General features: G+C 43.1%; 29 protein-coding genes and 1 pseudogene. 16 read left to right on the forward strand and 14 right to left on the reverse strand.

Going from position 1 to position 25,149, the window contains the following annotated elements; translation table 11 throughout:
• Positions 1-76: 76 nt before the first annotated feature.
• The 3 genes from FM019_RS05245 to FM019_RS05260 all read right to left on the reverse strand — a co-directional run bounded on the left by FM019_RS05245 (position 77) and on the right by FM019_RS05260 (position 4,172).
• On the reverse strand, positions 77-1,270 hold the full coding sequence (locus FM019_RS05245; protein ID WP_143834832.1) for a hypothetical protein: 1,194 nt from the start codon (positions 1,268-1,270) through the stop codon (positions 77-79).
• A gap of 305 nt (positions 1,271-1,575) precedes the next feature.
• Positions 1,576-2,907: a DASH family cryptochrome gene (locus tag FM019_RS05255; protein ID WP_143834833.1), complete on the reverse strand. Its 1,332-nt coding sequence runs from the start codon at positions 2,905-2,907 to the stop codon at positions 1,576-1,578.
• A 50-nt stretch (positions 2,908-2,957) separates the two neighbouring features.
• On the reverse strand, positions 2,958-4,172 hold the full coding sequence (locus FM019_RS05260; protein ID WP_143834834.1) for an alpha/beta fold hydrolase: 1,215 nt from the start codon (positions 4,170-4,172) through the stop codon (positions 2,958-2,960).
• 206 nt (positions 4,173-4,378) lie between these two features.
• Between FM019_RS05260 and FM019_RS05265 the strand changes: the two genes are divergently transcribed.
• The gene (locus FM019_RS05265; protein ID WP_143834835.1) at positions 4,379-5,005 is read left to right on the forward strand and encodes a hypothetical protein; all 627 of its coding nucleotides are present in this window, start codon (positions 4,379-4,381) and stop codon (positions 5,003-5,005) included.
• A 57-nt stretch (positions 5,006-5,062) separates the two neighbouring features.
• Here the strand turns inward: FM019_RS05265 and FM019_RS05270 are convergent, their stop codons facing one another.
• The 3 genes from FM019_RS05270 to FM019_RS05280 form a co-directional block, all read right to left on the reverse strand.
• Positions 5,063-5,503, reverse strand: coding sequence for a VOC family protein (locus FM019_RS05270; RefSeq protein WP_143834836.1), 441 nt, complete (start codon positions 5,501-5,503; stop codon positions 5,063-5,065).
• Positions 5,504-5,579: 76 nt separating this feature from the next.
• Positions 5,580-5,882 carry a DUF6482 family protein gene (locus FM019_RS05275; protein WP_143834837.1) on the reverse strand — a complete coding sequence of 101 codons (303 nt, stop codon included), beginning with the start codon at positions 5,880-5,882 and terminating at the stop codon, positions 5,580-5,582.
• A gap of 71 nt (positions 5,883-5,953) precedes the next feature.
• Positions 5,954-7,204 carry a sterol desaturase family protein gene (locus tag FM019_RS05280; RefSeq protein ID WP_143834838.1) on the reverse strand — a complete coding sequence of 417 codons (1,251 nt, stop codon included), beginning with the start codon at positions 7,202-7,204 and terminating at the stop codon, positions 5,954-5,956.
• A 180-nt stretch (positions 7,205-7,384) separates the two neighbouring features.
• Here FM019_RS05280 and FM019_RS05285 point away from each other — a divergent pair, with 180 nt between their 5' ends.
• The 5 genes from FM019_RS05285 (at position 7,385) to FM019_RS05305 (ending at position 11,888) form a co-directional block, all read left to right on the forward strand.
• Positions 7,385-8,236 (forward strand): DUF3014 domain-containing protein, encoded by an 852-nt coding sequence (locus FM019_RS05285; protein WP_143834839.1) that lies wholly within the window; start codon positions 7,385-7,387, stop codon positions 8,234-8,236.
• An 18-nt stretch (positions 8,237-8,254) separates the two neighbouring features.
• Positions 8,255-8,791, forward strand: coding sequence for a DUF1285 domain-containing protein (locus FM019_RS05290; protein ID WP_143834840.1), 537 nt, complete (start codon positions 8,255-8,257; stop codon positions 8,789-8,791).
• Positions 8,792-9,009: 218 nt separating this feature from the next.
• Positions 9,010-10,251 carry an amidohydrolase family protein gene (locus tag FM019_RS05295; protein ID WP_143834965.1) on the forward strand — a complete coding sequence of 414 codons (1,242 nt, stop codon included), beginning with the start codon at positions 9,010-9,012 and terminating at the stop codon, positions 10,249-10,251.
• Between the two features lie 19 nt (positions 10,252-10,270).
• Positions 10,271-10,987, forward strand: coding sequence for a hypothetical protein (locus FM019_RS05300; RefSeq protein WP_143834841.1), 717 nt, complete (start codon positions 10,271-10,273; stop codon positions 10,985-10,987).
• Between the two features lie 136 nt (positions 10,988-11,123).
• On the forward strand, positions 11,124-11,888 hold the full coding sequence (locus FM019_RS05305; protein WP_143834842.1) for a class I SAM-dependent methyltransferase: 765 nt from the start codon (positions 11,124-11,126) through the stop codon (positions 11,886-11,888).
• Positions 11,889-12,117: 229 nt separating this feature from the next.
• Here FM019_RS05305 and FM019_RS05310 read toward each other — a convergent pair whose 3' ends face one another.
• From FM019_RS05310 to FM019_RS05330, 5 genes are all read right to left on the reverse strand, one after another.
• Complete coding sequence (locus FM019_RS05310; RefSeq protein ID WP_143834843.1) at positions 12,118-13,077, reverse strand: family 16 glycosylhydrolase; 960 nt, start codon at positions 13,075-13,077, stop codon at positions 12,118-12,120.
• A 170-nt stretch (positions 13,078-13,247) separates the two neighbouring features.
• Positions 13,248-13,511 carry a sulfurtransferase TusA gene (gene tusA, locus FM019_RS05315; RefSeq protein ID WP_143834844.1) on the reverse strand — a complete coding sequence of 88 codons (264 nt, stop codon included), beginning with the start codon at positions 13,509-13,511 and terminating at the stop codon, positions 13,248-13,250.
• Positions 13,501-14,142: an orotate phosphoribosyltransferase gene (pyrE, locus tag FM019_RS05320; protein ID WP_143834845.1), complete on the reverse strand. Its 642-nt coding sequence runs from the start codon at positions 14,140-14,142 to the stop codon at positions 13,501-13,503. The genes tusA and pyrE overlap by 11 nt, the downstream gene beginning before the upstream one ends.
• A 28-nt stretch (positions 14,143-14,170) precedes the next feature.
• On the reverse strand, positions 14,171-14,884 hold the full coding sequence (gene rph, locus FM019_RS05325; RefSeq protein ID WP_143834846.1) for a ribonuclease PH: 714 nt from the start codon (positions 14,882-14,884) through the stop codon (positions 14,171-14,173).
• A gap of 122 nt (positions 14,885-15,006) precedes the next feature.
• The gene (locus FM019_RS05330) at positions 15,007-16,965 is read right to left on the reverse strand and encodes an alpha/beta hydrolase family protein (RefSeq protein WP_143834847.1); all 1,959 of its coding nucleotides are present in this window, start codon (positions 16,963-16,965) and stop codon (positions 15,007-15,009) included.
• A gap of 270 nt (positions 16,966-17,235) precedes the next feature.
• Here FM019_RS05330 and FM019_RS05335 point away from each other — a divergent pair, with 270 nt between their 5' ends.
• The 10 genes from FM019_RS05335 to FM019_RS05385 all read left to right on the forward strand — a co-directional run bounded on the left by FM019_RS05335 (position 17,236) and on the right by FM019_RS05385 (position 23,695).
• On the forward strand, positions 17,236-18,099 hold the full coding sequence (locus FM019_RS05335) for a YicC/YloC family endoribonuclease (RefSeq protein WP_143834848.1): 864 nt from the start codon (positions 17,236-17,238) through the stop codon (positions 18,097-18,099).
• 469 nt (positions 18,100-18,568) lie between these two features.
• Positions 18,569-18,925 carry a hypothetical protein gene (locus FM019_RS05340; protein WP_143834849.1) on the forward strand — a complete coding sequence of 119 codons (357 nt, stop codon included), beginning with the start codon at positions 18,569-18,571 and terminating at the stop codon, positions 18,923-18,925.
• A 551-nt stretch (positions 18,926-19,476) separates the two neighbouring features.
• Entirely contained in the window at positions 19,477-19,791 is a 315-nt protein-coding gene (locus tag FM019_RS05345) for a hypothetical protein (RefSeq protein ID WP_143834850.1), read from the forward strand.
• A 135-nt stretch (positions 19,792-19,926) separates the two neighbouring features.
• Positions 19,927-20,289, forward strand: a complete 363-nt coding sequence (locus FM019_RS05350) for a hypothetical protein (protein ID WP_143834851.1) — start codon at positions 19,927-19,929, stop codon at positions 20,287-20,289.
• 126 nt (positions 20,290-20,415) lie between these two features.
• Positions 20,416-20,748 carry a hypothetical protein gene (locus FM019_RS05355; protein WP_143834852.1) on the forward strand — a complete coding sequence of 111 codons (333 nt, stop codon included), beginning with the start codon at positions 20,416-20,418 and terminating at the stop codon, positions 20,746-20,748.
• Between the two features lie 113 nt (positions 20,749-20,861).
• Entirely contained in the window at positions 20,862-21,176 is a 315-nt protein-coding gene (locus FM019_RS05360) for a hypothetical protein (RefSeq protein WP_143834853.1), read from the forward strand.
• Between the two features lie 151 nt (positions 21,177-21,327).
• Entirely contained in the window at positions 21,328-21,696 is a 369-nt protein-coding gene (locus FM019_RS05365) for a hypothetical protein (protein WP_143834854.1), read from the forward strand.
• Positions 21,697-21,836: 140 nt separating this feature from the next.
• Positions 21,837-22,166 (forward strand): hypothetical protein, encoded by a 330-nt coding sequence (locus FM019_RS05370; RefSeq protein ID WP_143834855.1) that lies wholly within the window; start codon positions 21,837-21,839, stop codon positions 22,164-22,166.
• A gap of 96 nt (positions 22,167-22,262) precedes the next feature.
• Entirely contained in the window at positions 22,263-22,634 is a 372-nt protein-coding gene (locus FM019_RS05375) for a hypothetical protein (RefSeq protein WP_143834856.1), read from the forward strand.
• Positions 22,635-23,353: 719 nt separating this feature from the next.
• Positions 23,354-23,695 (forward strand): hypothetical protein, encoded by a 342-nt coding sequence (locus FM019_RS05385; protein ID WP_143834858.1) that lies wholly within the window; start codon positions 23,354-23,356, stop codon positions 23,693-23,695.
• Between the two features lie 84 nt (positions 23,696-23,779).
• Here FM019_RS05385 and FM019_RS05390 read toward each other — a convergent pair whose 3' ends face one another.
• From FM019_RS05390 to FM019_RS05395, 3 genes and pseudogenes are all read right to left on the reverse strand, one after another.
• Entirely contained in the window at positions 23,780-24,151 is a 372-nt protein-coding gene (locus tag FM019_RS05390; protein ID WP_143834859.1) for a hypothetical protein, read from the reverse strand.
• A 155-nt stretch (positions 24,152-24,306) separates the two neighbouring features.
• A pseudogene (locus FM019_RS21120) lies at positions 24,307-24,588 on the reverse strand (DUF5992 family protein); the annotation flags it as partial.
• A gap of 189 nt (positions 24,589-24,777) precedes the next feature.
• Entirely contained in the window at positions 24,778-25,095 is a 318-nt protein-coding gene (locus tag FM019_RS05395) for a hypothetical protein (protein ID WP_143834860.1), read from the reverse strand.
• Between the last annotated feature and the right edge of the window lie 54 nt (positions 25,096-25,149).

The following is a 25,149-nucleotide window of genomic DNA, read 5'->3' on the forward strand; positions in this document are numbered from 1 at the left end:
TGTTTTGCTGGCAGACGGGAAAACTGACATAAAAAAGGTGGTCGCATGGTGGACCACCTTCAAATTGATGACTGGACTACAATACTTTTGAAAACTCGTTTTTGCTTCGGCTGTATAAATAGAAACCTAGCGTTTGGTCAGCACTTTGTGTTCTGACAATCCAATAGTTACCGTCTCGACTGCGCCCAGAAACGTCCACCTTCTGTCCTTCGAACATGGCGTAGATTTGCGAGAAAAAGTCTGATTCAACGCCGTTTGTATCTAGCATGGCATAAGGCGTTTCAAAGTCACTGGTTTTCACTGCATAAACCGAAGACTGGTCAACCGTCATGGCAATTTGAGACGGCTCTAAGCCACACTCATTATGCACCATTTCAATTTCTTTGGTGGCCAGATTTTGACGATATAAACAAGCCGAATCAGACTCTGAATTGTCGAGATAAACCATGCTTTGCAGGTCTTTGCTAAAAGAGATTGGCATAAATGAATCCCCTTTGCCTACATCCATTCTCTGCCACTCATCGTCCACATAGCGATACATTTTCATCTTCGTTCCAGGCTCTGCACCGTAAGCGAATACTAGCTTGCCGTCTTGGTCAGCGATAAAGGTTGTATTGGGTTCAGGAGAGCGTGTGTATGATGAGCTCATTCTTCTGGTTTTGAGATTTAATTTGTGCACACTGGAAAATAGTTTCGAGGTGTCTGCAGCCCTAACCAAGTTACGTTTTTGACGATCTTCAAACAGCTCACTACCACCTGGCATGTCTGTCGAGGAAATCAAAATTTCATCTTTGTCATTTGGCATTAAAGAGATGATCCGCGCCCAACCATAAATCGCTTCTTTGCGTTTACGTTTGCTACCTACTTGCTGCTCCCCCGCGCGAAATCCATACACCATGTCTCCATGTTTACCATTGTATTTTACCGCGTAGAGTTCGCCGTAGAATTTAGGATTGTCGTCCCACTCTTCGCGGTGCAAAATTTCCATTACCAGGCGCTCATCATTTGCCCAGTGAAAGTTTCCTACGTCTTGCATCCGGCCAAAGTTAACGCCACCAACAGACTTAAAACCATCCGTCTCGACGACAACTAACGAGCGACGCCCATCATTGACCAGTGCCATCGCCAAATATTTGCCATCGGGAGACAATTTAGCATCGGGTTGACGAAAATCGTATCCGCTTACGGAAGTGACGTAGCCCGCCGCATAGCTAGATAGTGAAAAGAGAGTTAAACCAACTGCACATGCTATTGCTTTAAAAAATCGCATGATGAAATTCCTTGTTATTGCCTGCCTTCAAAAGTTCGCCACATTGCTCACCGCAAAGACATACCTGGATAAATTAGTGATGGCTAGACTATAGAACGCAGTTGGATACAATTCCCGTCGTAAAATGTTTCAAGATATACATATGTCCAAAATCGCATGATTATGTCTCAAATGTGCAAGTGAAAGAAACTTAAGAGTCCAGTAAGAACAATGGCTGCAAGAGAATTTACCTAAATGTAACAATGACACATTTTTTTACGTTTGATTAGCGCATGTGTGTCAGTACCGATCAAGGCAAGTAACGTTTAGTTCCAGCTTATCGGCCAGTCAGACGGGTCGACGTCATCTAAAGGAAGGTTATTCTGCTGACTGCTCCACTTGTTGACAAATTCTCCGTTGGGGTCGTAGATCCGCGTTTGTTTCTCCAAATCAAATTGTCTATGTCCTCTTGGGTCCGCACCAACTCCTGCAAGATACTGCCAATTTCCATAATTAGCACCCACATCAAAGTCGATGAGCTGTTGCTCAAAATAAGCAGCGCCGTAGCGCCAATCGAGACCTAATTCATGAACTAGACAACTTGCGACCAGCTGACGCCCACGATTGGACATATAGCCAGTTTCATTGAGTTGCTTCATGCAGGCGTTAACAATTGGATAGGGGGTGTTGCCTGCGCACCATTTTGCAAACCTCTGAGGCCAGAAGCTTGTAAGTGGTTTTTTTTGACGAATACCTCCGAAACGGAAAAGCTTGTGCTGATGTTTGAGGGCGTACCAGTAAAAATATTCTCGCCACAACAATTCGAAAAACAGCCAATAGGTAGACTCATTAGACCCTCTTTCTGCTTCATATTTGTGGATCTGCGCCATGACTGCTCGAGCAGATAAACTTCCGTTGGCCAGCCATGCAGACAATTTGCTGGAAAAATCCCAACCATCAAGGCCGTTTCGAGTCTCTTTGTAAGTCTTAATTAAGTCCGTTTCAAATAAATAGTAGTTAAGCTGTTGATATGCTGCACAAGCACCACCTTGGAGTCTTTGAGACTCAGCGCCTGATGGAGGTAGCTCACCTGACCACCTTGATTCAAAGCCCGATATTTGCTCAGGTAGATGACCGACCTTCTGTAAAGGTGGGTCAACTTTGATACTCTCAACTTTTTTACGAAAAGGCGTAAAACTCTCTGGAAGCTCTTGCAGTGCAAACGGCAGCTGCTCAATATCAAACAGCGTATGTGTGCTTTCTTCCAAAAAACTTAGCTCGGGCCTGGCTTGTTGCAGCCTTTGCCATTGTTGCCTTTCGTAAACACCATTATGACGATTAGTGGAAATGATTGTTGCGCGGGTTGAATTGATTAACTGCTTTAGTTGCTCGACCGGCTCACCGTAGACAACGTGCAAAGTCTGCCCTAGATGTTGAAGTTGCTCGTCTAGATCACGCAGACTCTCGAGTAAAAATTGCCAACGAAATTTTCCCATATGAGACGATTGGTAGTGGCTAGGTCTGAACCATCTTGGGTCAACGATAAACACACAAAGCAGTTCCGAAGCTTTACCTGCCACAGCCCGTAACGCAGCATTGTCGTTGAGACGAAGGTCATGTTTAAACCAATGGATCGCGATGGGAGTTGAGGACTTCATGCTTTAGTCTTATGCAAAAGCTTTACGAATGGATCAACTCCCGCAGGTTATTAACGGTCGTCCAAATCAAAACTAAGTAGCCACTGGTAAATACTTTGATTGTAAGGATCGTAGTTTGGGTCGGTGGCCAGTTCGTCGCTTCCTCCTTGCATCGCACTGAGGTTGAACACTTCATGCTGGATGTTGTGATCTTCGCCGGTGAAAATTGTCAGCCTTGGCACTGTAGTTGGCTGACAATTGGCCTCTATCAGCTCAAGGCTTTGAATGCTGGAACTGACGTTAACAATATCATCTTGGTCACCGTGGAATGCCCATACTGGAACTCGCTCCACCCCGCAGAAGTTGTCCGGCAAGCTCGCTTGATCAGCGGGTATACCGCCAGAGACTGAGATAACCGCAGCAACGCGATCGGGGAACTCTACTGCATAAAGCATGCTCAAAAAGCCTCCTTGACTCCAGCCTGTAAAATAAATTTGAGATTCATCAACGGCGTAGGTATTGATTGCATACTCTACAAATGCATTGATTCGGCTTGGCACATCAATATTTTGTACATTGCCAAATTGTGGGGCTAGCACAACAAATGGCAATGCCGGATCCCATCTGCCACCACTGAGCAATAAAGGTGGCCCTGCATTTTGCAGCAGGGTATCCAGTGCTCTTAACGGATCATCCCCAGAAAACTCCACATTTGCACCATTTCCGTGATTATAGATAAGGAGTGGGTACTTTTTGTCTGGATCAGTACCATAATCATCCGGTAAGTGTTCGAAATATCCCAAATGCGATTGAGAAGAGCCTACTGGCCGACGAGAGTGGTCAATGGGCAAACTTTCCACCACTCGAACAATTCGAACTACCTCAATGGCGTCTTTTTGACTGCTATCGGTGACTTGATAGCGGACAAAGTAGTCACCTACCGAGTTACCAGACACCGTATTTTCTATCACTATGCTACTAGTTAAATTGCCATCCTGAGCATCCGTAGCAGTCGCTCCAAGCTCTGTATAGGATTCGCCTACACTCATAAATACAACCGCATCACCATTGAGTGTCACAACAGGTCTGTCTGGGTCGTCGCTAAAGTCTGGAGTGGCTATTTCCCAATAAGGTGGTGGCGATTCTACTGGCGGCGCAACAACTTGATTGTCGGGTGCAGACCCAGTTGTTCCACCTGTGCCGCAACCCACTAACAATATGACAAAGGAGGAAATTAAAAGACTGAGTTTGAACCAATTTTTCGTGCAATTTGCAAGCGTGAGCATAGTGAATACCCTTTTATTTTTCTCCAATCTACACGATTTTGAGCTCACATAACAACTAAAGCCTTCGTACTCATTTCACACTAGTTTGACCCGACAACGTCATGATAGAAATCCATTTGACCAGCATTTTTCGGTTTTTTTTCGATCTATTTCATCGTTTGAAGCATATAAAAAGTCGCGTAAACGTGTATATAGAGGTAATGACTATGCAGTTTCCCAACGACATAAATTCTTTGTGGGAAATGTGGGAAAAAAATGTTCTGGCTGGTGGCCTGGAGGACGATCAAGCCGATCGCCTGGGGCAGCATATTGAGCAGCTTGAAGAACAGGACAATCCTACTGAAAAGCACAGTGACGAGCCTCAAGCGGATGCCCTGACCAAAGCACATCGAATTCTTGATCAGCTTTGCTCCAAGCGCAAACAGATACACCCTAATCACTCTCAACCTGGCCATCGAGTCATGAAGACCCGATTTGGCGCTATTTATGAAGATTCTATCGCAGTGCGAGGAATGGAGCGTTTGCTGCAGCGCAATGCCAATGGCCATTCTGCGATTAAATTAAAAGACGGCTACTATCACGTAAATCATTTGCCTGGGGTTCAACCAACGGCGTCGGAGCAGGTCAACGCGCGAAATAAAAATGTCGAGAAAGTAGATGTTGAAACGGTAGAGCGGTTCATTCGAACGTGCAAAGCGACCGGCATGGACAAACGAGGTTGGAAAAAAACTGTTAACGAAGAATTTGATATGAGTCGTCAAGAATTTACCAAATGGCTGCTTCGTTATTTCCCGCTTTTTGACTTACCTGTGCCAATTGATAAAAAGTCCTGAGCGAGTGGCTTTCGTATTCTTTCAACAACCCATAATCCTATTAAGAATTGGGGTTGATTACCACTCACCGATATTTTTCATTGACGCCCAAGGTTCTTGAACCGGAAGTGAATCCCCCTTTTGTAACAGCTCGATGGATATATTGTCTGGCGAGCGGACAAATGCCATATGACCGTCTCGCGGCGGGCGATTAATCGTCACGCCTGCATCCATTAAGCGCAGACACAGGGCATAAATATCATCAACACGAAATGCTAAATGACCGAAATTGCGCCCACCTTCATAGCTTTCTTTATCCCAGTTGTAAGTTAGCTCAATCAGTGGTGCGGAGGTGTCTTTTGCGCGTTCAACATCGTCGGGTGCCGCCAGGAAAACCAAGGTAAAACGCCCTTTCTCACTGTCGCTACGTTTTGTTTCCACAAGTCCGAGTTGATCACAATAGAAAGTAAGTGCTGCGTCAAGATCGGAAACGCGCACCATGGTGTGTAAATATTGCATTTGATTTTACTCCAGAAGAAATTAATACCAGTTCCACTATATAAATGACTGCACAAAATGCGTCCAGTGGAATTGGTTAATAGGGTTGTGTCATCGAAAACGGCAGCACCATCGGCTCCTTCACTTTCGGAGGGTTACCAATCATTTCATCGTAAGGCGATTCGTGCATCATTACCGCTTCTACCACGTGCATCGTGGCAAAGGCGTCGCGAATTTGTTGAGTGCTGTGGAAACGCATCAACTTACCACCATTGTATAACATTCCTTGATGATCCTTGACGTACAATTTCACCAAATAAACATTCATTTCAAAAGACTGCACTTCAAGTTTATCGATGATGATCCGTTGGTCAGAAAGATTTTGGAAATCAAAAGCCATTAACAAGCCGCCTATGTTGAACAACCATTAGTTTTTACGGCGGCTGGCAAGGATTAGTTCAGTTGCTAAAACTAGGCAACTTGGTGAGACTGGTCATCACTATGATCGGGGGTTGTTTGCTGCCGCTTTTGACTGCGCTTAACCTGGACCATTAACATTAAACTGATTAAACCACCAAAAAACAGTACAGCCATCAACCACTGAGGCATATCGAGCAGCAATGATGATGCTAAGATCAGGCTGCTTCTTATCCATTCAGACCAAAGCGCAAAACGACGATTTTCCATCAACCATGCAACAGAGACACTGCTATAGACGACAAAACTAGCTAACAGTAATTGGTTGGTGACCAACATGTTGGACGCATTCATCATTAAAAACACACCTAAAATTGCCGTCATTAGGTACTGCAAAATGCAATACAGCTTTGCTGAGGTGCTCATAATAGTGTCGTAACGTTCAAAGCGACTCAAATCAACGCGGGGCAAAGGATATTGCTGCTCCATATCGGCAGGTCGCCAACCTGTGCGTCCAAACCAAACTTTGAATTTATCTGACCAACGTTTGGTACGAACAGAGTCTTTGACTAATTGACTGTAAACTTGCAGATTCGCCCAAAATGGATTCCAGCTATGCAAGGCCTTGCGCACACCATAAATTGGCTTTTCGTCGTCCAACTCTTCCTGATAGCTGCCAAAAAGGCGATCCCACAAGATGAAGACACCACCATAATTACGATCCAAATAAATCTGATTTTGTGCATGATGAACTCGATGATTTGATGGTGTTATAAAAATCCACTCATACCACCCGAGCTTTCCTACGTGCTGGGTATGCACCCAAAATTGATAGACCAAGTTTAACGAGCCAACAGTTAATAGCACTAAGGGGCTGAATCCCATTAACGCCATTGGCAGATAAAAGATAAAACCGAAAAACCCGCCTGACGACTGACGCAGCGCTGTTGACAAGTTGTAATCTTCACTGGAATGGTGCACCACATGTGACGCCCAAAATAAGCTCACTTCATGGCCAAATCTATGATTCCAGTAATAAAAGAAGTCATAAAGAATAAACGCCGTTATCCACATCCAGAGCGTGTCGGGTAAAGAGAATAAAGCGGCATTTTCGTAAACCAGTACATATAATGTAAACGGCACGATGTTTTTCATCACCCCAATCATACGACTCAAGACGCCAGCACTAAGGCTCGAGACCGCGTCGTTGACACGGTAATATGATGTATGTTTCACCTTTTCTAACAGCAATTCCAAGCCGATGAGCAGGAAAAAAAACGGGATGGCATACAAGATGATGTTCATAATTAATAAATGTTAATAAATCGTAAATGCTCCGACCAGTTTAATCTTAGTAACATTAGCTGTCTAGCGGTTGTTTTCTTGCAACATCGCTCCCAATAATGAATAGTGAGAAAAAATATTCAACAAACTGGTTTTAGGGTTGTCTTAACCTTTGAAAAGCTTGGATAAACAGGAGTTTGTATGACTGAAGAAGCTCAAACCAAATCACTGGTACCGCACATAGCATTGATTGCGGTGGTTGTTATCGTGTTAGTGGCGGTGTTTTTCTTTTTTTCATCAGAGGAAGAACCACAACCTGTGCCCGTTGCTGTGCCTGTTGTTGAAGACCCCATCCCAGAGCCTGAAATTCAACAACCCGATCCAGCATTAGACGAGCAGGAATACGCGACCATTGACGATACTCTCGAACAGACGGAGCCATCACAAATTTCGCTTCCAGATCCCGAGCCGGTGCCAGAACCTTTGGATACTAGTGATGCAACGGTAAAATCTTCGTTGATTGAAATAGCTGCTTACGAAGCCGCAGCGAGCTTGTTGGTGAACGATGACTTACTTCGTCGGTTTGTTGTTTTCACCGAAAATACTGCTCGCCAAGCCAGCGCTCCCAACTTCCAAATTGTGCAAACCCCTGATCAAGACTTTCGTGTGTACCAACAATCAGGTAATGAATACATTGATGCAGCAAGCTTCAAGCGATATACGCCATATGTGGACATGCTAGATTCAATGGACAACGAGGCAATGCTGTCGCTATACGAAACCTATAGCCCCGCATTGCAAGACATTTACGCTGAGATTGGCGATCCTGATGATAATTTCAAATACGTTCTGATTGACGCCATTAATCATGTTTTAGATACCCCAGAAGTGCCTGTGCCTATAGAGGTGTACACCGAAAGCGTCATGTATAAATTTAAGGATGAAAGGTTAGAGAACCTGACAGCTCCGCAAAAACAATTGTTGCGAACGGGACCGGAAAACATGCGACGCATTAAAGCCAAGCTGCGTGAGCTGAAAGAATCTCTGCAGTAGGCTAGCCAGGAGCTAATTTTGGATTTAGCGTCTCTACAGCAACAGCTTCAAGCACAACAAAACAAGGTTCCACCCGTTGACAAGTGGAACCCTGATTTTTGTGGTGACATAGATCTGCAAATTAAACACGATGGAAGCTGGTACTACATGGGCACACCGATAGGCCGTAAAGCCCTGGTAAAACTGTTTTCGTCGGTACTGCGAAAAGATGGCGATGACTACTTTTTAGTTACCCCTGTTGAGAAAGTTGGAATACAGGTTGAAGATGTCCCCTTTATTGTCACCCAATGGGAGCTAAACGAAGGTAAACTAGTATTTACAACGCTCACCGAAGATACGTTTATCGTTGGCGCAAAGCACCCGGTTGAACTCAAGCAAGACGCTAAGACCCAAGCATGGCTACCTTATGTCAAAGTAAGAAGAAACCTTTGGGCTCGCTTACACCAAAATGTCTACTATCAACTTATCGAAATTGCCACCGAATCTCTTGAAGACGGCAAACCTAGCCTGTTAATCAAAAGTGGAGATTACCACTTTTCGCTAGGCAGCTTTTAAGTCCTCAAGAGCCATCTCAAACGACAGCATTGATTGACGCGGACAGCCAAATAGATTTCTCCGCATTCTTTGACCTAGGTTAGAAGATCGCCTAATGTGGAGCTTTCCTGTTTTGATTCAAGAGCCCATAGACCATGCCAATAACCATCTTGCCTAATGTCACACACGACACCAAACCTGCACTTTTCGTATCGGTACTAGCCGCAGCGCTTTTTAGTATGTCGACGCACGCTGCAACCCTTATCCATGCTGGCTCACTCATCGCCGCAGATTCAGATAAAGTGCAGAAAAATATGACTGTTGTTGTTGAAGGCAACATGATTAAAGAGATCAAATCGGGTTTTATTGCACCATCAGAAAACGACACCTTAATTGATTTATCTGACTACACATTAATGCCAGGCTTAATGGATATGCACACTCATTTGACCTTTGAACACAGTGGCCCCGGCACCTATTTAGAAAGGTTTGTATTGAACGAAGCGGATTTCACCATTCAAGCCGTTGGTTATGCTAAAACCACACTCGAAGCGGGTTTTACTACAGTACGAAATCTTGGTGACGGTTATAACGAAACTGTTGCGTTGAGAAAAGCCATTAACAGAGGCGCCATTCCCGGCCCAAGAGTGTTTACTGCTGCCAAATCCATTGCCACAACCGGAGGTCATGCAGACCCCACAAATGGACAGGCAAAAATCATCTCCACTGATCCTGGCCCTAAGCAGGGCGTCATAAATGGTGTTGCAGAAGCCAGAAAAGCGGTAAGACAGCGATACAAAGACGGCGCTGATTTGATAAAAATCACCGCAACGGGCGGGGTGCTTTCCGTGGCAAAAAGTGGTCAAAATCCACAATTTATGGAAGATGAATTACAAGCCGTTGTTGATACAGCAAAAGATTATGGATTAACCGTAGCGGTGCATGCCCACGGCAAAGAAGGTATGCGCAGAGCGATCGTTGCAGGCGTTGACTCTATCGAACATGGCACCTACATGGACAAAGAAATCTTTCGGCTAATGAAAAAGCATGGCACCTATTATGTGCCTACAATCATGGCCGGTAACTGGGTAGCAGAAAAATCCAAAATTGATGGCTTCTTCCCAGCACTTGTCAGACCTAAAGCAGCAGAAATTGGCCCCAAAATTAAACAGACCTTTGCTGCTGCATACAAAGCAGGGGTAAAAATTGCGTTTGGCACTGATTCAGGTGTATCCGCCCACGGTGACAACGGACTGGAGTTTGTACTCATGGTAGAAGCGGGCATGAAACCTATCGAGGCGATTCGCAGTGCCACATATCACGGTGCGGCATTGCTCAACGAGTTAGACCGTTTAGGCACAGTTGAAGCCGGTAAGCTTGCCGATTTGGTCGCCGTGAAAGGCGATCCGCTTGCTGATATCACCGAAATGCAAGATATCGACTTTGTGATGAAAGATGGCAACGTTTATCTTCAAAAATAAACCGGAATAGCGAGGGTTCATGCGGCTAATAACTTTTTTACTATCGATGTTAATGCTGGTTAGCACATTACCAGCACTGGCCAAAGAGGGTCACGAGTTTAATGATTTATATCGCGTTACTTTGTTGCGCGCAGCACCCGGTGAATTTTCGCGGTTGTTGGCAGACATGCAAAACAAATCTAAGCGCGGAAATTATCACATTCTTCGCCACAGTCAGGGCGATCACTGGGATTTGATGACCATCGAACATTGGGGCAGCTACAGCGCCTGGTTTGACCCAGCTAATCCCAAACGCCAAACACAGGACAAGTCGTGGCGAGAGCACCTGGATCGACTTAGCAGTTACCGTTCAGAATGGTTTGCTTATGGTCCAGACAAACCAGTTATCGAGCAAGGCGTGCATAATAACGATTTGTACCATGTAGAAATGTTCCGTGCGTTGGCTGGACACAAGATTAAATTACTTCATCAACGTGCAATCGAAAACGAATATTTGCAACAGACAGGGCAGGTGGTCAACGTTGTTTTTAAAGGCGATCAAGGCACAGATTGGGATGTTATGACGATAGGATTTCACAAAAGCCTACTCAGTTTTGCCAAAGGCTCTGACTTGTCAGTGGATGAAAAAGATAAAATCGCTAAACAAGTAGGCTTTAAAGGCGTTGCTGATATTGGCCCATATTTACGCAGCTTATTGGCGTCTCACAACGATACGCTAGCAGTTAGTGTGAAATAGTGACAAAACGACAAAGCCATACAGAACCTTTCGTAAGGTTGAAATCACACAGACAAAGACTCGGTCTATGATCTGGATAGCAATAAGTTGCGTTTAACCATCAACAACAAACTGTACCCACAACATGGAGATAACAATGAAATTTCGAACTTCTGCGGTAGCATTGCTTGCAACACTAGGCCTTGCGTTTAGCGCTTCATCACTCGCCGATGGACATAGCATTGCCGACCATATCAAATCAGCCATGGACAGCGATATTCGTACTGATCGCGAAAAAGAACGTGATCGCAATCGCCGCCCAGTTGAGACATTGGAATTTTTTGGTTTGGAATCTGATATGCGGATCGTCGAGTTGATCCCTGGTGGCGGATGGTATACCAAACTTCTTGCTCCCGCTATGGCTGAAAAAGGCGAATATTTCGCAGCGATCGGAACCGGTAGAATTAAAGACCGTTTAGTTGGTAAGCCTGGCTTTGAGAAAATGAAAATCGTTGCTGAAGACGCCAAACTATGGCGTGAAGACGGCGATCGCTTCTACTCCTTGGAACTCGACTCACTGGGTGTTGATAACGTAGACATGGTTCTGACTTTTAGAAACTATCACAACTTCAACGCGCAAGGCCGTGCAGCAATGAATAAAGCGGCATTTGATGCGCTTAAATCTGGCGGTATCTATGCTGTTGTTGATCATACAACGCGTCACATGGAGCCAATGAACGAATCGAATAGACGCCGTGTCGACCCTGTATTAGCGATTAAAGAAATTCTCGCTGCGGGCTTTGAGTTTGTTGATTACAGCGACATCCACTATCGCGAAGACGACGAACTCGAATACGAAGTAGGCGCTAAGTCTGTGTCAGGCAACACTGACCGCTGGACCTTCAAGTTCCGTAAGCCGTAGGCAAGGCATTTGAATCTAATTTGAGAGATCCCGCACAAAGAGCATCTGCGGGATGACGTATTACGTTAAAGTAGTTGTCGCTCAGACAAATCCTAAAACGTACGTCACCTCAAACATAAAGTAATACGTAATCCCAAGCGTAAATTAATGAGTCATCCCAAGCGTCAATTAATACGTCATCCCAGCGTGCTCTTAGCTGGGATCTCTCTACTCAATCCGCTCTAATCCTTTACCACCCTTCCACTGGATGCGAATCTAACTGATAATAACGGATCCAGTCATATTGGGTTTTCATAGGGTATTGGTTATCGCGTTTATTACCACCAAATTCGTTTTGGATACTATCGTTCGGGATCCAAAAATTCATAAATATTGTCGTTGGATTATCAGGGATTGGCGTGGGATTTTTTTGTGGTGCTACACATTCTGGCTGACAATCAATATCACTCTGAGAAAGGGTTTTCACTAACTTTCCGTCAACATACCAACGGATTGCGTCGGGCACCCATTCGATAGCAAACACTCGCCACTCGTCAACCGGACCTACTACAATCTTATCCTCCCAAGCTCCATAATCCCTGGTGCGCCACCACTCCCAGGTATTTTTACCGTAGATTAAGTTTGCTTGGAATTTGTCAGGCCGACCGCCTTCTAATTCAACGTCAATTTCTTCCCACTCTTGGGCACCGACATTCGGAGCCAAGCGGTCAAAGTCGTTTGTGTAGGTAAATAATGAGGATATGTAACCAGACGCTTGATGCCGATTCGGCGCTTTCATGCGGGTTTCGATTCGACCGTAGCGCATTTTTTTGGATTGCACGGTGTGCAGTTCGCCACAGGAATAATCATAAGGGCCTTTTTGTTGATCGTGGTCGACAGACCAGCTTGCCGATACAGGCTCTTTGCGGATCACCAATTCCAAGTAGCCGTTCACCACTTGTACACCTTGATCCTGAAAACGGCACATTGATTCGCCCCCAACTGCACCGTCACCTTTTTTCCAGATTGCGCTGTTAAAACGATCAAAGCGTTCATCCAAGACCAATGTAAAGCCTTCGTATTCTCCGGTGTATTGAGGATAGGTAATAAAGGAACTGTTGTCTGAGTCGTTTGATACATTAGTACCAACATGTGTGCATGACACCAAACAAATGGATAAAACAACGCTTAGGAAAGCAGAAACTTTCATCGTGAACCTCGTGTTACACAGAGAAATGCGAGCAAGTTACGGCCCAGTAAAATCGGCTAATTTGATGTTAGTACAAACCGTTACCCTTCACAATTATGCACACAATAATAGTGTGCACAGCAGTAAAACAAGGCCTTGGCGATATTGTCTGACAAGCCCAACAATGAATGTTAGAGACCTTTCTTGATGAGGTATTGATAGGGGCTTTTGTCAGTGTGAGCACTTACTAATGTGTGGTCCATAAATCGACAGAAGCTAGGGATATCACGAGTGGTAGAGTGATCATCAGCAATCACACTTAAAGTCTGTCCATCCAGCATATTGCGAATTTGCAGACGCACCATCATTACTGGCTCCGGGCAGCGCATACCCAACGCATCAAGATGTGCATCGGCATCAGGAAACGCTAGGTTATGATCTGTCTCAGATGCCATAGTCTTGACGATATTGCTTGATGTTGGCCAGATGCTCAGCCATCTCAGGTTTGTCTTGCAAGTATTCGACTAGGTCTGCCAAGCTTACAATCGACACAACTTTTGTATTGAAGTCTCGCTCAACTTCCTGAATCGCAGACAACTCGCCTTTACCTTTTTCTTGTCGATCCAACGCAATCAATACGCCTGCAAGGCTTGCTCCGTGAGCGTCGATAAGCGCCATTGACTCGCGAATCGCCGTGCCAGCGGTGATCACATCATCCACCAGCATGATCCGACCGCTCAGCTCACTTCCAACCAGGGTGCCACCTTCACCATGATCTTTTGCTTCTTTGCGGTTGAAGCAATAGGGCGTGTCAATGTTGTGTTTATCGGCAAGGGCAACAGCAGTGGTTGTGGCAATGGGAATACCTTTATAAGCAGGACCAAACAACACATCAAACTCAACGCCCGCAGAGACAAGTGCCTGGGCATAATATTGGCCCAGCTTTGCCAAATCATTACCTGTATTAAATAGCCCCGCATTAAAAAAGTAAGGACTGGTGCGGCCAGATTTAAGGGTAAATTGTCCAAAACGCAATACGTCTCGCGCTAAGGCAAACTCGATAAATTCCCGTTGAAAGTCTTGCATGATTAAACTCTATTGATGACTAGGATAATTAATTAAGTGCGCTTTTTTGAATGTCGAACAATTCTCGTAAGCCGTGTTTAGCCAGCTCCAACATTTCGTTCATCTCTTCAAAGCTAAAGGGTTCGCCCTCAGCGGTGCCTTGCACTTCGATAAGCTTACCGGTGTCGGTCATCACCACATTCATGTCTGTTTCAGCTTCAGAATCTTCAGGATAATCTAGGTCAGCGACCGCATTCCCTTTGTAAACCCCTACAGACAACGCAGCAATCATATGCTTGAGTGGATTGGTTTTTAAAATACCTTTGCTACGCATGTAAGTCAGCGCATCGACTAAGGCTACGCAGGCGCCGGTAATAGATGCGGTGCGTGTACCGCCGTCGGCTTGGATGACGTCACAGTCTACCGTGATAGTGTTTTCGCCCAACAATTGCAAGTCTACGGCTGCACGCAATGAGCGAGCAATCAAGCGCTGGATTTCTAACGTACGGCCACCTTGTTTACCTCGAGCAGCTTCACGACCAGAACGGGTGTGAGTTGAACGGGGTAACATGCTGTACTCAGCAGTGATCCAACCTTTGCCCTGTCCTTTCATGAAACGCGGAACACCCTCTTCAACACTGGCGTTACAAATTACTTTGGTGTTGCCAAACTCAACTAACACCGAACCCTCGGCATGGCAGGTGAATTGACGGGTGATGGTAACAGGACGAATTTGGCTAACGGTTCTTCCGCTTGGACGCATGGTGACACTCCTCATTGATATGGCGCAGGATTATAGCCTAAGTATTGGGAATGTTGCAGCTTAGCTGCAAATAAAAAAGGATGGCGTAAGCCATCCCTTTTTCATTGAGAAATAGTTTCGACCTATTTTAGATGCTTCGCCAAAAATCCTGCGACTTTTTCAAAATACTCGGTACGATTTTTTTCATCATAAAAGCCATGACCTTCAGAACCACGAATAAAAGTTTCGTATTGCTTGCCGTTGGCATCCATCGCTTCCATTAGTTTCTCTGCATGAACAAATGGAGCACGCTCGTCTCGTTCACCATGAGCGATTAAAAATGGTCCTTTAACTTGCTCAATAAAATTAACTGGAGATTGTGAGCGTAATACTTCTTTATCGGTGCCAAGTTCGTCTTCCAGAAATGCTATTCCGGTGAAAATCCTTGGAATATCGCCTTCCTCGAACAACATTTCCAAATCATAGATCCCAGCATTTGCAACGGCGCATTTAAACAAGTTTGGCGCCATGGCTGAAGACATAGCTGCCGAATAGCCACCAAAGCTAGCTCCCATAATACATACTTTGTTTTGATCAATTCCGCCTTGCTGAATCACCCATTTAGTGCCCTCGATGATATCTTTTTGGACACGATCACCCCATTGCTGAATAGAGCCATCCAAGTGCTGATTACCATATCCCGTAGAGCCTCTGAAGTTTAGTCGAACAACTGCATAACCTTGTGCAGCCAACATTTGAACTTCACGATTAAATGACCAGTAGTCGCGCGCTGCAGGTCCACCGTGAACAAGGGTAATAAGTGGAACATTGATTGAAGGATCTATGGTTGCAGGATACGTTACATAACCATTGATTACCTGCCCATCAGAGGCGTTAAAAGCAAACGGAATTGATTCAGAAAGCTTATTTTGCGGCACATGAGTAAAGTTGCTGAATAACAATTTAAACTGATTGGCCTTTTTATCGTAGAGATAAAAGCCACCCGCAGATCTGTCATTGTGGGCGTATACCGTCCAAAGATTTCCATCAGCACTGCTACTCGTGATGGTAACGCGGTAGCCTCTAAAGCTGTTTACTAAGAATTCATATACCTTGGCTTCATCAGAACTTTTGTCGAATACCACGTAGTTTGGATAATCTGGATCAGTCCGAAAAGCGTAAATTTGCGTTCCGTCATAGCTAAACTCAACGTTTGCGATATCGACTTTTTCGTCGCGGTAAATAAGCTGTTTTTCACCACTTTCGAGATGCATTTTATAAAGACCTTCCTTGTCATGATCCTTATCGTCAATTAAATACAGGTACTCCCCTTTTGCATCTAAAACTAGCGGGTTGTATCCCCGACCAAAATTTTCGCGAGGTATTTCAGCCCAATCGTTTTTTTCCTCTAAATATCGAAATGCACGTTTTTGATTTTGATTGTCAAAACCGACAGCTAATTTTACATTGCCTTGTTTGTCGGTAACAAAATCGGTAAACGCAGCCGGGCCACCAGCAATGATCCCTCCTAAACGGCCATTGTTAACATTTAGCTTGTGCAACGTTGGTACACGAGAACCATCTCTTGACCAAGGAAATGAAGCAATCTGAATATAGTCTTCTTCATCATCTAAACGATTTACAACGACCGCAAATCCCCTAGTGCTCTCCTTTTTATTCATTTTGTTCCCAAGCCCTTGCTCACCCGCTCGGAAACCATAAATGATTTCACCTCTTTTACCGTTGTAGTCAATAGCAAAAAGCTCACCTGTTGGCACAGGCTGATCTTGCCATGGCAAATAATAATTAATGCCGATGACTAAGCGCTCATTGTTAACCCAAAAGAAATCGCCGACTTCTTGTTTTTTACCAAAATCTGCACCGCCAACTGAAGAAAAGTCTGACGATTTAACAACTGCCAGTTTACGTTTTCCGTCGTCATTAATAACTAATGCGATATGTTTTCCATCTGGAGAGATTTGCGCGTCATGATATTGATAATCTTTGGCAAAATCTGCAGGAGACATGGCCTGCGATATCGAACTAAATAAAACAAAGGTTACGCACAGAATCTGCGCAGCGAGAGGTTTTATATACTGCATAAAGAAATCCTTTTAATACTGCATCCAAATGAGAGAGCTCAATTGGAAAATTTTTTATTGTTCTTATATTTTTTAATCATAAATTCTTCAACAACTTTGCCAAATGTAACAAAGTGTTTCAGATTGATGGTAACAAAACTTGGCACGGGTTCAAGTGTTAACAAGGGTTACATGATGATTTTCCGCAAAAGCACTGCGCTTTTACCCCGTTTACGAGTAATATAGCTAACGAATTGTTTAAACGTTTATTCACACTGTTGAGGATTTTCCATGATTTACAGCATGACTGCTTTTGCCCGCAAAGAGATCACCGCCCAATGGGGAACCGCAGTGTGGGAAATTCGCTCCGTCAATCAACGTTTTTTAGAGACCTATTTTCGTTTGCCTGAACAGTTTCGCTCTCTTGAGCCTATGTTACGTGACCGCTTCAGAAAAAAGCTTCAACGAGGCAAAGTTGAATGCTCATTGCGCTATACCCCAAACGATGGTGCCGTGGGCAAATTAAGCCTCAATGAAGCCCTTGCCAAACAATTAATGAATGCCGCAGATTGGGTCCAATCCCACGGTCAATCGAGCGGTGTTAATCCTGTTGATATTCTGCGCTGGCCCGGTGTTATTGCCTCTGAAGAAGCAGACATGGATGCCATTCAAACGGACATCATGCAAGCACTAAACGAAGGTCTCGAAGACTTTATCCAAGCAAGAGCCGATGAAGGCGCCAACATGCGAGGCATGATTGAGCAGCGCCTAGACGGCATCGAAGAACAAGTTAAAATTGTTGCAACCAGAATGCCTGAAATCGTTATCTGGCAAAGAGACAAGATCACCAGTCGCTTTGAAGAAGCTAAAATAGAACTCGACGAAGGTCGCCTCGAACAAGAAATGATCATGCTAGCGCAAAAAATCGACGTAGCCGAAGAACTCGATCGTCTCAATTCACATATTGGCGAAACCCGCAACATCCTCAAAAAAGGTGGCGCCTGCGGCCGCCGACTCGACTTCATGATGCAAGAATTCAACCGCGAATCAAACACCCTCGGCTCAAAATCAATTCACACCGACATCACCCAATCTGCTGTCGAGCTGAAAGTGCTAATAGAGCAAATGCGGGAACAAATTCAGAATATTGAATAAGGGTTTCAAAGTCTTCTGCGTTCTCTCCTCGTTAGTTTTGGTTAACATACCCCTAGCAAGGCGTCACGGATAAATAGACCGTTACAAATAAGATTATGTACTCGACGTTATTCTGCAAAAATTTGTTGATTAATGAATACCTCAGTACCAGGAGATGGTGCGAGTTTTATATCCTGTACAAATTTCGTTGGGCTGGCTGAGAGTTTTTCGTAATTTTGCACTTCCACAAAGTCTTGTTCAAGGAGCCAAGCAATTTTGATTATGGTTAGTATTGTCTAGAATGCTTTATGCGAATTCACCACTTTTTCTCGCGTACCCCAAAATAGAAGCAAAACAAAGGACTAGAAGTTTCCGATATGTCGCTGTTACCATTTAGAATAGTAGGTAGCTATTGAGAGTTTAAAGTTTAACGATGGTCAGGTATTCCGCGAAATCTAGGTAAAACACTGTTATACATCAAAGGAAAATTATGAGAGTCATTGTTTATTTATCTGTCTTTTTATTGACTACTGTATCTGCATACTCAGACGCAGCGTTTAGATGTACTGGAAAAATTACCGAAATCCATTTAAGGCATTCAGGTGGAGTGTCTATCCGTTCAGAAGGCATGTGGGGTGGAAGCTCTGTTGGTAGGGATATATGCAATGTTTCTTCGGAGTGGAATGGAGTTGCCCTAGAAACCTGTAAAATTTGGTTGTCTACAGCTTTGGCGGCAAAGGCGAGAGATATTGAGTTATCAATTCAATATACAAATGACGATTATAATTGCGAAACAATGCCGACTTGGACAAACGCCATCAAACCTCACGCAATTATTAGCAAATGATGTATAACAAACCAATCAACCGGACAAATACTCGCTGGCTTGGGCTAATTCCAAGCTAGTATAGCCAGCAAGTATTTGCTTTTCATTGGGGGCATTGAGTAATCATAAACTGTAGTGGAGAATATGGATGAAAAAAATATTGGCTTTGATAGGAGTAATTATTGCCTTTCCGGCGTCAGCCGACCCATGGTCCGGTAAAACGAAAATTAGATGGTTATATCCTTCAACCGGCGGGTACGCATTTAGTACGCAAGACTATCAAAACACAGAGCTTAGCTCTTGTGACTCCGGAACAAGGTTTCTCATTTCCATAGATCACCCCAATTATAATGCAATGGTAAGTTCGTTAATTATGGCATTTGCTTCAGACAAAGAGGTGAACATCAACATTGATGGGGAGAAAGGGAAATCATGCAGTCCCACTATCAATAGAATGTTTGTATACAAATAAAGTCCTTATATCAAAAAGCATTTGCCACTTTTTAGGGCGGGGCTGATTTCAAAAAGGTTAATTTGAGTTAAAATAGTTATCCAAGATAAAGGAGTAGTAAATGAAAAAGGTTTTTTTGTTAGTTTTATTCAGTTTGTATTCAACGGCTAACCTCGCAGCTTCGCATTATCTCAGTGGCAATATAAAAAACATCGCAACATCAGGCTCAGCATTGTCAATAATGCTTCATAATGGGGTGCCTGATAACTGTCAGGGAGTTCCGTTTGGTTGGATGAGGATAAAAAAAGATGATACGCCTATGGTTTCCATGGCACTGGCAATGTGGCTTGCTGGTAAACACAAGGTTACTGTGTATACAAAAATGGAAAGCGGTGTTTGTTACATCTATTCACTCGACCCTACATTTGATCAATAGGCCGATTAAGGTTAGAAACCTAACAGTCCATTCATCTGAACCCATACTCACTGGCTGGTGCTCGTGCGTCGCACCTGTATACAACAAGTTTGTGCCGTTTTTTAAGGGCATTCTTTCCTGCATAAGGAGATAATTATGAAACGTTATTTTGATATCCTATTAGTAGCTTTTTTTCTATTTACTAGTACTGCACATGCGAATTTTGGAGCAACAAAAGTTACACCTAATTTAAAAGCTGGCAGATTGTACGTGGGAAAAAACCTAACTTATCTTACGTTTTCCAGTCCTCTTGAGGGGTGCAATATTGGTGGATATGCCGCTACTGATTGGCCAGCAGCTAATGGTGGTAGTGTAGACTCAGATAAAACCGATCAGTTAATTTCAGTGTTCTTATTTGCTAAAGCACAAAATGCCTCTTTTGAAGTTAGGTATCGAGTTAATCAAAGCGGAAATGGTGGTTGGAATAGTTGTGCAATTGATAACATCTATCTCAATTAAACCAACGGATAGCAATCCAATCAACCAGACACAAACTCGCTGGCTGGGTTCGCTTCGTTCTTGGTATAGTCAACAAATAATTGCCGTAAATTAGGGGCGTTAGCTTTATTTCAAATGGAGAAGAAATTGAAATTTGTTTTGTTACTGTTAACTATGTGCTCAAGCTATTCAATGGCTAGCGGTTGGTTAACAAATGATGGAAGCGCAATAATTACATCTATTTCATCAGAAAATGGCGTAGTAACAGTTCGTTTTAACGCGAATGATATTGCCGACCCAGATCAGTGTGAACAAGCTAATGCGTTTGTATTGGTAGACGACACCAAAAACGGCGATAGACAGTTCAGTATTTTGTTAGCCGCTAAATCAAGCAAAACGCCAATTAAAGTTTATGTAAATGGGTGCTATGAAGGTTGGGGTCAAAAATGGCCGAGGCTTTGGTCGGTTATTTCTTCATGATGCCAACAAACCGTTCAACTGGACAAATACTCACTGCCAAAGGCTCTTAACTTGCAATAATAACCAACAAGTTTGAGCCGTTTATTAGGGGCGTTATATTTTTAAGGATAATAATGAAAATTATACTTTTTTTATCACTACTTTTTTCTTTCCACGTATATGCAAGCTACTCACAAGATTCAGGCATTGTTTCTCAAGTGTATGTGAATCCTAATGGTTCAATTGCCCTAAAATTAGAAAGTGGCTTTCCAAACGCGCTGAGCTCAAACCAATGTGAAAACAATAATGGGTGGGCAGGTTTAAGCGCTTCAGACCCAGTTGTTAAATCGGTTATAATTGCTGCTAAGACTTCTGGTCAAACTTTGAAAGTAACTATTGAAGGTTGCGAAGGTCGTTGGTTCAAAATAAAAGACCTGTATTTACAGTAATAAATATAACAAATCATTCAACCGAACCCATTCTCGTTGTGAAGCAGTCACTGGCTTTGGTTCGTGCCACGCTAATTTTAACCAGCAGACATTTGCCGTTTAATAGGGACGTTAGCTTTCACCAGGTTGTACAAAAAAGGAAATTTTAACAGTGCAAAAATTCAAATTAATTCTAATCCTCACTTTGGTGTTTTCCCCACAAGCATTTGCTTGGAAATATATGACTGGGAAAGTAGAGGTTTTTTATGTCAATACATATGGTAACTACTCGTCAAGTTATCTGAATGGAGGATTTTGCTTTAAAATCGCTGGGTATGATCACTACTTAAAAATAGCTTATGCAGAAACCGGAGAGCAGCGTCAGAATTTGGAGTTAGTTCAATCTATGGTAATGGCGGCGAGTATGGCAGATAGGCGAGTAAAGGCAACTTATGTAGATTGGGGTAATGACACGTCTTGCAGAGAGAATGGTGCCCAAAAGCCCGCCAAATGGTTAGAAAACCTTCAAATGCTTAATTAATATGATGAGAGCTAATATAACACTCTACCGGACCCATTCTCTTTGTTAAGCAACCGCTGGCTTGATTCGTGCCTTGCTAGTTATAGCCAGAAGATTTGGGCCGTATAATAGAAGTCGTAACCGTTAAAAAAAGGATGTACATGATAAAGTTGATTTTATTTATAGTTTCTATGGCTTTTACTTGCGTTACATTGGCTTCAGAAATCAGTGGAACCAAAGTAACTCGAACAATGATGGATGCTACTTATGGTCTTGTTTTGTTTGTGCAGGTTGAAGGTTCACCGGACAGAACCAATTGTCACTCTAATTCGATGTGGGATTATGTTCTAGCGACCGACTCTGAATTGGGTAAGCAGATGCTATCAAAATTAATGGCGGCACACGCCAGCAATAGAACTGTCAAAATAAAGGGCAACGATACATGCCCAGTTGGCTCTACAGAGGCAATGACTAGGTTGGAAATATATTAACGGCTAACAAACCAATCAACGGCACAAATTATAACTGGCTGTGCTCGCTTCGCTCTCAGTGTAGCCAGCAAGTCTGGACCGTTGAATAGGAGAGTTATGTTCACCACAACTAGCACTTCGGATAAATTTATAAAGGAACTTAAATTGAAAAATCTTCTTATTGTTTTAATCTCAACACTAATGTTTTCTGCTTTTTCAAATGCAGCCACCACTTCTCGAACGGGTAAGATTACTGATGTTAAAATGTTTAATACAGTTTTTGTCATATATTTGAATGAGGTAGAGCCGGCATGTGGCAAAAATCACAGACGTGTCGCAATTGAAAGTGATCACCCTCTTTTTTCTGCGGTGGTTTCATCCGCTCTTACTGCCAAGACAACAGGAACTTTAGTTGAGATTGGATATAAGGATAGTTGTTTGTCGAATGGGGCGGCTTGGGATTTTCAGCATTTATGGTTAAAGCCGTAAATATAACAATCCATTCAACCGAGCTCGTACTTGTTATGGAGCAATCGCTGGCTTGGCTTATTCTGCGCCAGCGTAGCCAACAAGCATTTGTCGTGTATCAAGGGCGTTAGGCGCAAACATAAGGAAATTTTATGAAATTTAGGATTTTATTTATCACTTGTTTTTTGTTTCTTCAGTTCGAATTATCTGCAGCAGAAGATGTTCTTAACAAACAAGTTTCAAACGTTTACCAACTAGACTCCGACGCTACAACTTTCGAAATGCGTATAGAAGGGCCTAATTCATGCGGTGGTGTATATTGGAGAGTAAAAAGTCCAAATGAAGCGGTTGCAAACAGAAAGTTTTCACTAGTCTTGACCGCGTTGACAACCAAGTCGCCTTTATCTTTTCACGATATCGGTGTTTGCGAAGGTGATAGGTCAATCGTTTCATGGATTAGGCTAAGCAATTGATTGCGTCTAAAGGAAAAGATGATATCTCCAGTAATGTGTTATCGGCTTTAATGGCAGGGAGAGATGTTAAAATTTATTATAATGAAAACATTACATCAGGCTGTGGTGATAAACCAAGGATTAAATTTATTCAAATATATTAATTTGAACAGATGCCTAACAAACCATTCAACCGCACCCAAATATGCTGGCCTTGATGACTCTCCGTACAGCATGTATTTGAAGTTTTATAGGGGCGTTATGCCTCACTTCCAAATAAGGTAGTTTATGAGAAAGATAATTTTATTATTGAGTGCGTTAGTATTTGCTAGCAATAGCTTCGCCGGATGGCAAAAAGGGGTGATAACAAAGATACTTGTACATGACAATGGTGGCGGTGTTGAGAAAATTGATGTTCGCCTTTCCAATACTTCGGTAAACAACATGGAGTGGTGTTCATCTAGCAACGAATGGACCATCATATTGGCTAGCGAGGCGTCCAAAATACAAACTTCTCTTATTTTATCGGCTTACGTCTCTGAAAAGGAAATCACGCTTCATTCAGACGTCTCGAAAAACTGTCCTGCAGACGGTAATCGAAATCGCGTTAGAAATGTCGAAGTAAGGTGATACCTACAGACAAATACTAGCTGGCGTGGTTCGCTGAATCGGGTTTCAATTCAAAACGCTCTGGGTGTCCAAGAAATTATTCATTTAAAGGATCCTAACTTGTGTTACCAGCGTTCGCCCAAAAGGACCGCATCGCGTTGCATCAATATTAAAACCAATCTTTTTATTCGCTGCGTGGGCTGCCAGGAGTACTGACAACATCTCTGATCCCATTTCGTCCATTCTGATTCCGTAGTAATCATTAGAACAACCATTGTTAGGGTTGATAGGTGCTTCAACTGTCCTAAAACTCACCATATTACGATTACCTTGAACACGAATATCTTTAATAGTAAGTGGCTCATACCAGTTGTACCAACTTAGTTCTTGAGCGAAAGCTTGCTGATGGCATCCAATGAATATGGTTGCGAGGAGAATGAAAAGCGCGTATTTTCCGCGATTAAACTGCTCTATCATTTAGGTCTTACTCCAAATACTGATGCTATAAATACCACTATACATCTACCCGTATATGTCCAATTGCACAAAAACCTGTTGGCGAGCCGTTCTTGCGATTCGTGTAGAGGGTCACATTACTAAACTATATGAATTGCTATGTAATTTATTTAATTTTAGTCGCTGTATAAACCAATAAACGTCGCACCATCACAATCATCATCAGTATAGTTGTGTATGCGTATTTTTTTGTTGGCTACCAACGCTGTATTAACTAAGCCGAACGCGAATTTATAGGATTCGATATTGTCGTTAAAATTGGCTTGTTGTATTTCAATCCAAACATCTGCACAAACCCCTGTTGCACTAGGTTTAAGACGTACAGCGAATGCTTTTTTCGCAGCCAGAATATTGACAACTTCTCTTACCTCGCCTCTGGCAATTTCTCCTGCGAAACTATTTACTGAAAAACAAGGCTAACTAGTAAAAACATATATTTCATTATTTTGATTCCCATACTAATTAATAAAAATGCGAACAATCCTTTAGTGTGTAAAAGCGCCTTGTTAAAATGCACAAATATTTAATAGTCTCAATGGCCCAGTTTTAAAAGAACCGCATCAAATAAAAACCTCTGCCCATCATTTTTACTTTTCGAGATAAACCGAGCGAATCTCAGTACCCCAGCCATTACATTGATTATCCCGTAGCTCTAATCGAACTTGTTTTCCCGAAACTAAGGCTGTTGTCAACAAGGCATGCATTTCCTGACTTCCGGGTCGACTGAGGTTGATACTAAATGTAGAGGTCTCACATAAATAATTTTGCGTCGACACGTAAACATAAATTGCTCCATCTCCCTCAGCAAAGGCTCTCAGCCGAATCACATCAGTTCGCTCACCAGTAGGCTCTGCTAAAACAACGAATGACTTCAACAAAAATATGAAAAACAAAAAGAATCTCATTTTTTCCTCTTAATATAAGGCGAAACAAAAAATAGAAAACGGAGCAAACTGAAT

The organism is Aliiglaciecola sp. M165 (assembly GCF_007197995.1).
Taxonomy (GTDB): domain Bacteria; phylum Pseudomonadota; class Gammaproteobacteria; order Enterobacterales; family Alteromonadaceae; genus Aliiglaciecola.

What these genes read in the sequence shown, in the direction of transcription:
- FM019_RS05305 (WP_143834842.1), top strand. Translation starts at nt 11,124, where the DNA reads ATGAAATTTCGAACTTCTGCGGTAGCATTGCTTGCAACACTAGGCCTT.
- FM019_RS05295 (WP_143834965.1), top strand. Translation starts at nt 9,010, where the DNA reads ATGTCGACGCACGCTGCAACCCTTATCCATGCTGGCTCACTCATCGCC.
- FM019_RS05330 (WP_143834847.1), bottom strand. Translation starts at nt 16,965, where the DNA reads ATGCAGTATATAAAACCTCTCGCTGCGCAGATTCTGTGCGTAACCTTT.
- FM019_RS05275 (WP_143834837.1), bottom strand. Translation starts at nt 5,882, where the DNA reads ATGGCTTTTGATTTCCAAAATCTTTCTGACCAACGGATCATCATCGAT.
- FM019_RS05260 (WP_143834834.1), bottom strand. Translation starts at nt 4,172, where the DNA reads ATGCTCACGCTTGCAAATTGCACGAAAAATTGGTTCAAACTCAGTCTT.
- FM019_RS05280 (WP_143834838.1), bottom strand. Translation starts at nt 7,204, where the DNA reads ATGAACATCATCTTGTATGCCATCCCGTTTTTTTTCCTGCTCATCGGC.
- FM019_RS05255 (WP_143834833.1), bottom strand. Translation starts at nt 2,907, where the DNA reads ATGAAGTCCTCAACTCCCATCGCGATCCATTGGTTTAAACATGACCTT.
- FM019_RS05350 (WP_143834851.1), top strand. Translation starts at nt 19,927, where the DNA reads ATGAAACGTTATTTTGATATCCTATTAGTAGCTTTTTTTCTATTTACT.
- FM019_RS05270 (WP_143834836.1), bottom strand. Translation starts at nt 5,503, where the DNA reads ATGCAATATTTACACACCATGGTGCGCGTTTCCGATCTTGACGCAGCA.
- FM019_RS05245 (WP_143834832.1), bottom strand. Translation starts at nt 1,270, where the DNA reads ATGCGATTTTTTAAAGCAATAGCATGTGCAGTTGGTTTAACTCTCTTT.
- pyrE (WP_143834845.1), bottom strand. Translation starts at nt 14,142, where the DNA reads ATGCAAGACTTTCAACGGGAATTTATCGAGTTTGCCTTAGCGCGAGAC.
- FM019_RS05310 (WP_143834843.1), bottom strand. Translation starts at nt 13,077, where the DNA reads ATGAAAGTTTCTGCTTTCCTAAGCGTTGTTTTATCCATTTGTTTGGTG.
- FM019_RS05360 (WP_143834853.1), top strand. Translation starts at nt 20,862, where the DNA reads ATGAAAATTATACTTTTTTTATCACTACTTTTTTCTTTCCACGTATAT.
- FM019_RS05385 (WP_143834858.1), top strand. Translation starts at nt 23,354, where the DNA reads ATGAGAAAGATAATTTTATTATTGAGTGCGTTAGTATTTGCTAGCAAT.
- FM019_RS05390 (WP_143834859.1), bottom strand. Translation starts at nt 24,151, where the DNA reads ATGATAGAGCAGTTTAATCGCGGAAAATACGCGCTTTTCATTCTCCTC.
- tusA (WP_143834844.1), bottom strand. Translation starts at nt 13,511, where the DNA reads ATGGCATCTGAGACAGATCATAACCTAGCGTTTCCTGATGCCGATGCA.
- FM019_RS05370 (WP_143834855.1), top strand. Translation starts at nt 21,837, where the DNA reads ATGATAAAGTTGATTTTATTTATAGTTTCTATGGCTTTTACTTGCGTT.
- FM019_RS05340 (WP_143834849.1), top strand. Translation starts at nt 18,569, where the DNA reads ATGAGAGTCATTGTTTATTTATCTGTCTTTTTATTGACTACTGTATCT.
- FM019_RS05345 (WP_143834850.1), top strand. Translation starts at nt 19,477, where the DNA reads ATGAAAAAGGTTTTTTTGTTAGTTTTATTCAGTTTGTATTCAACGGCT.
- FM019_RS05335 (WP_143834848.1), top strand. Translation starts at nt 17,236, where the DNA reads ATGATTTACAGCATGACTGCTTTTGCCCGCAAAGAGATCACCGCCCAA.
- FM019_RS05265 (WP_143834835.1), top strand. Translation starts at nt 4,379, where the DNA reads ATGCAGTTTCCCAACGACATAAATTCTTTGTGGGAAATGTGGGAAAAA.
- FM019_RS05300 (WP_143834841.1), top strand. Translation starts at nt 10,271, where the DNA reads ATGCGGCTAATAACTTTTTTACTATCGATGTTAATGCTGGTTAGCACA.
- rph (WP_143834846.1), bottom strand. Translation starts at nt 14,884, where the DNA reads ATGCGTCCAAGCGGAAGAACCGTTAGCCAAATTCGTCCTGTTACCATC.
- FM019_RS05375 (WP_143834856.1), top strand. Translation starts at nt 22,263, where the DNA reads ATGTTCACCACAACTAGCACTTCGGATAAATTTATAAAGGAACTTAAA.
- FM019_RS05395 (WP_143834860.1), bottom strand. Translation starts at nt 25,095, where the DNA reads ATGAGATTCTTTTTGTTTTTCATATTTTTGTTGAAGTCATTCGTTGTT.
- FM019_RS05285 (WP_143834839.1), top strand. Translation starts at nt 7,385, where the DNA reads ATGACTGAAGAAGCTCAAACCAAATCACTGGTACCGCACATAGCATTG.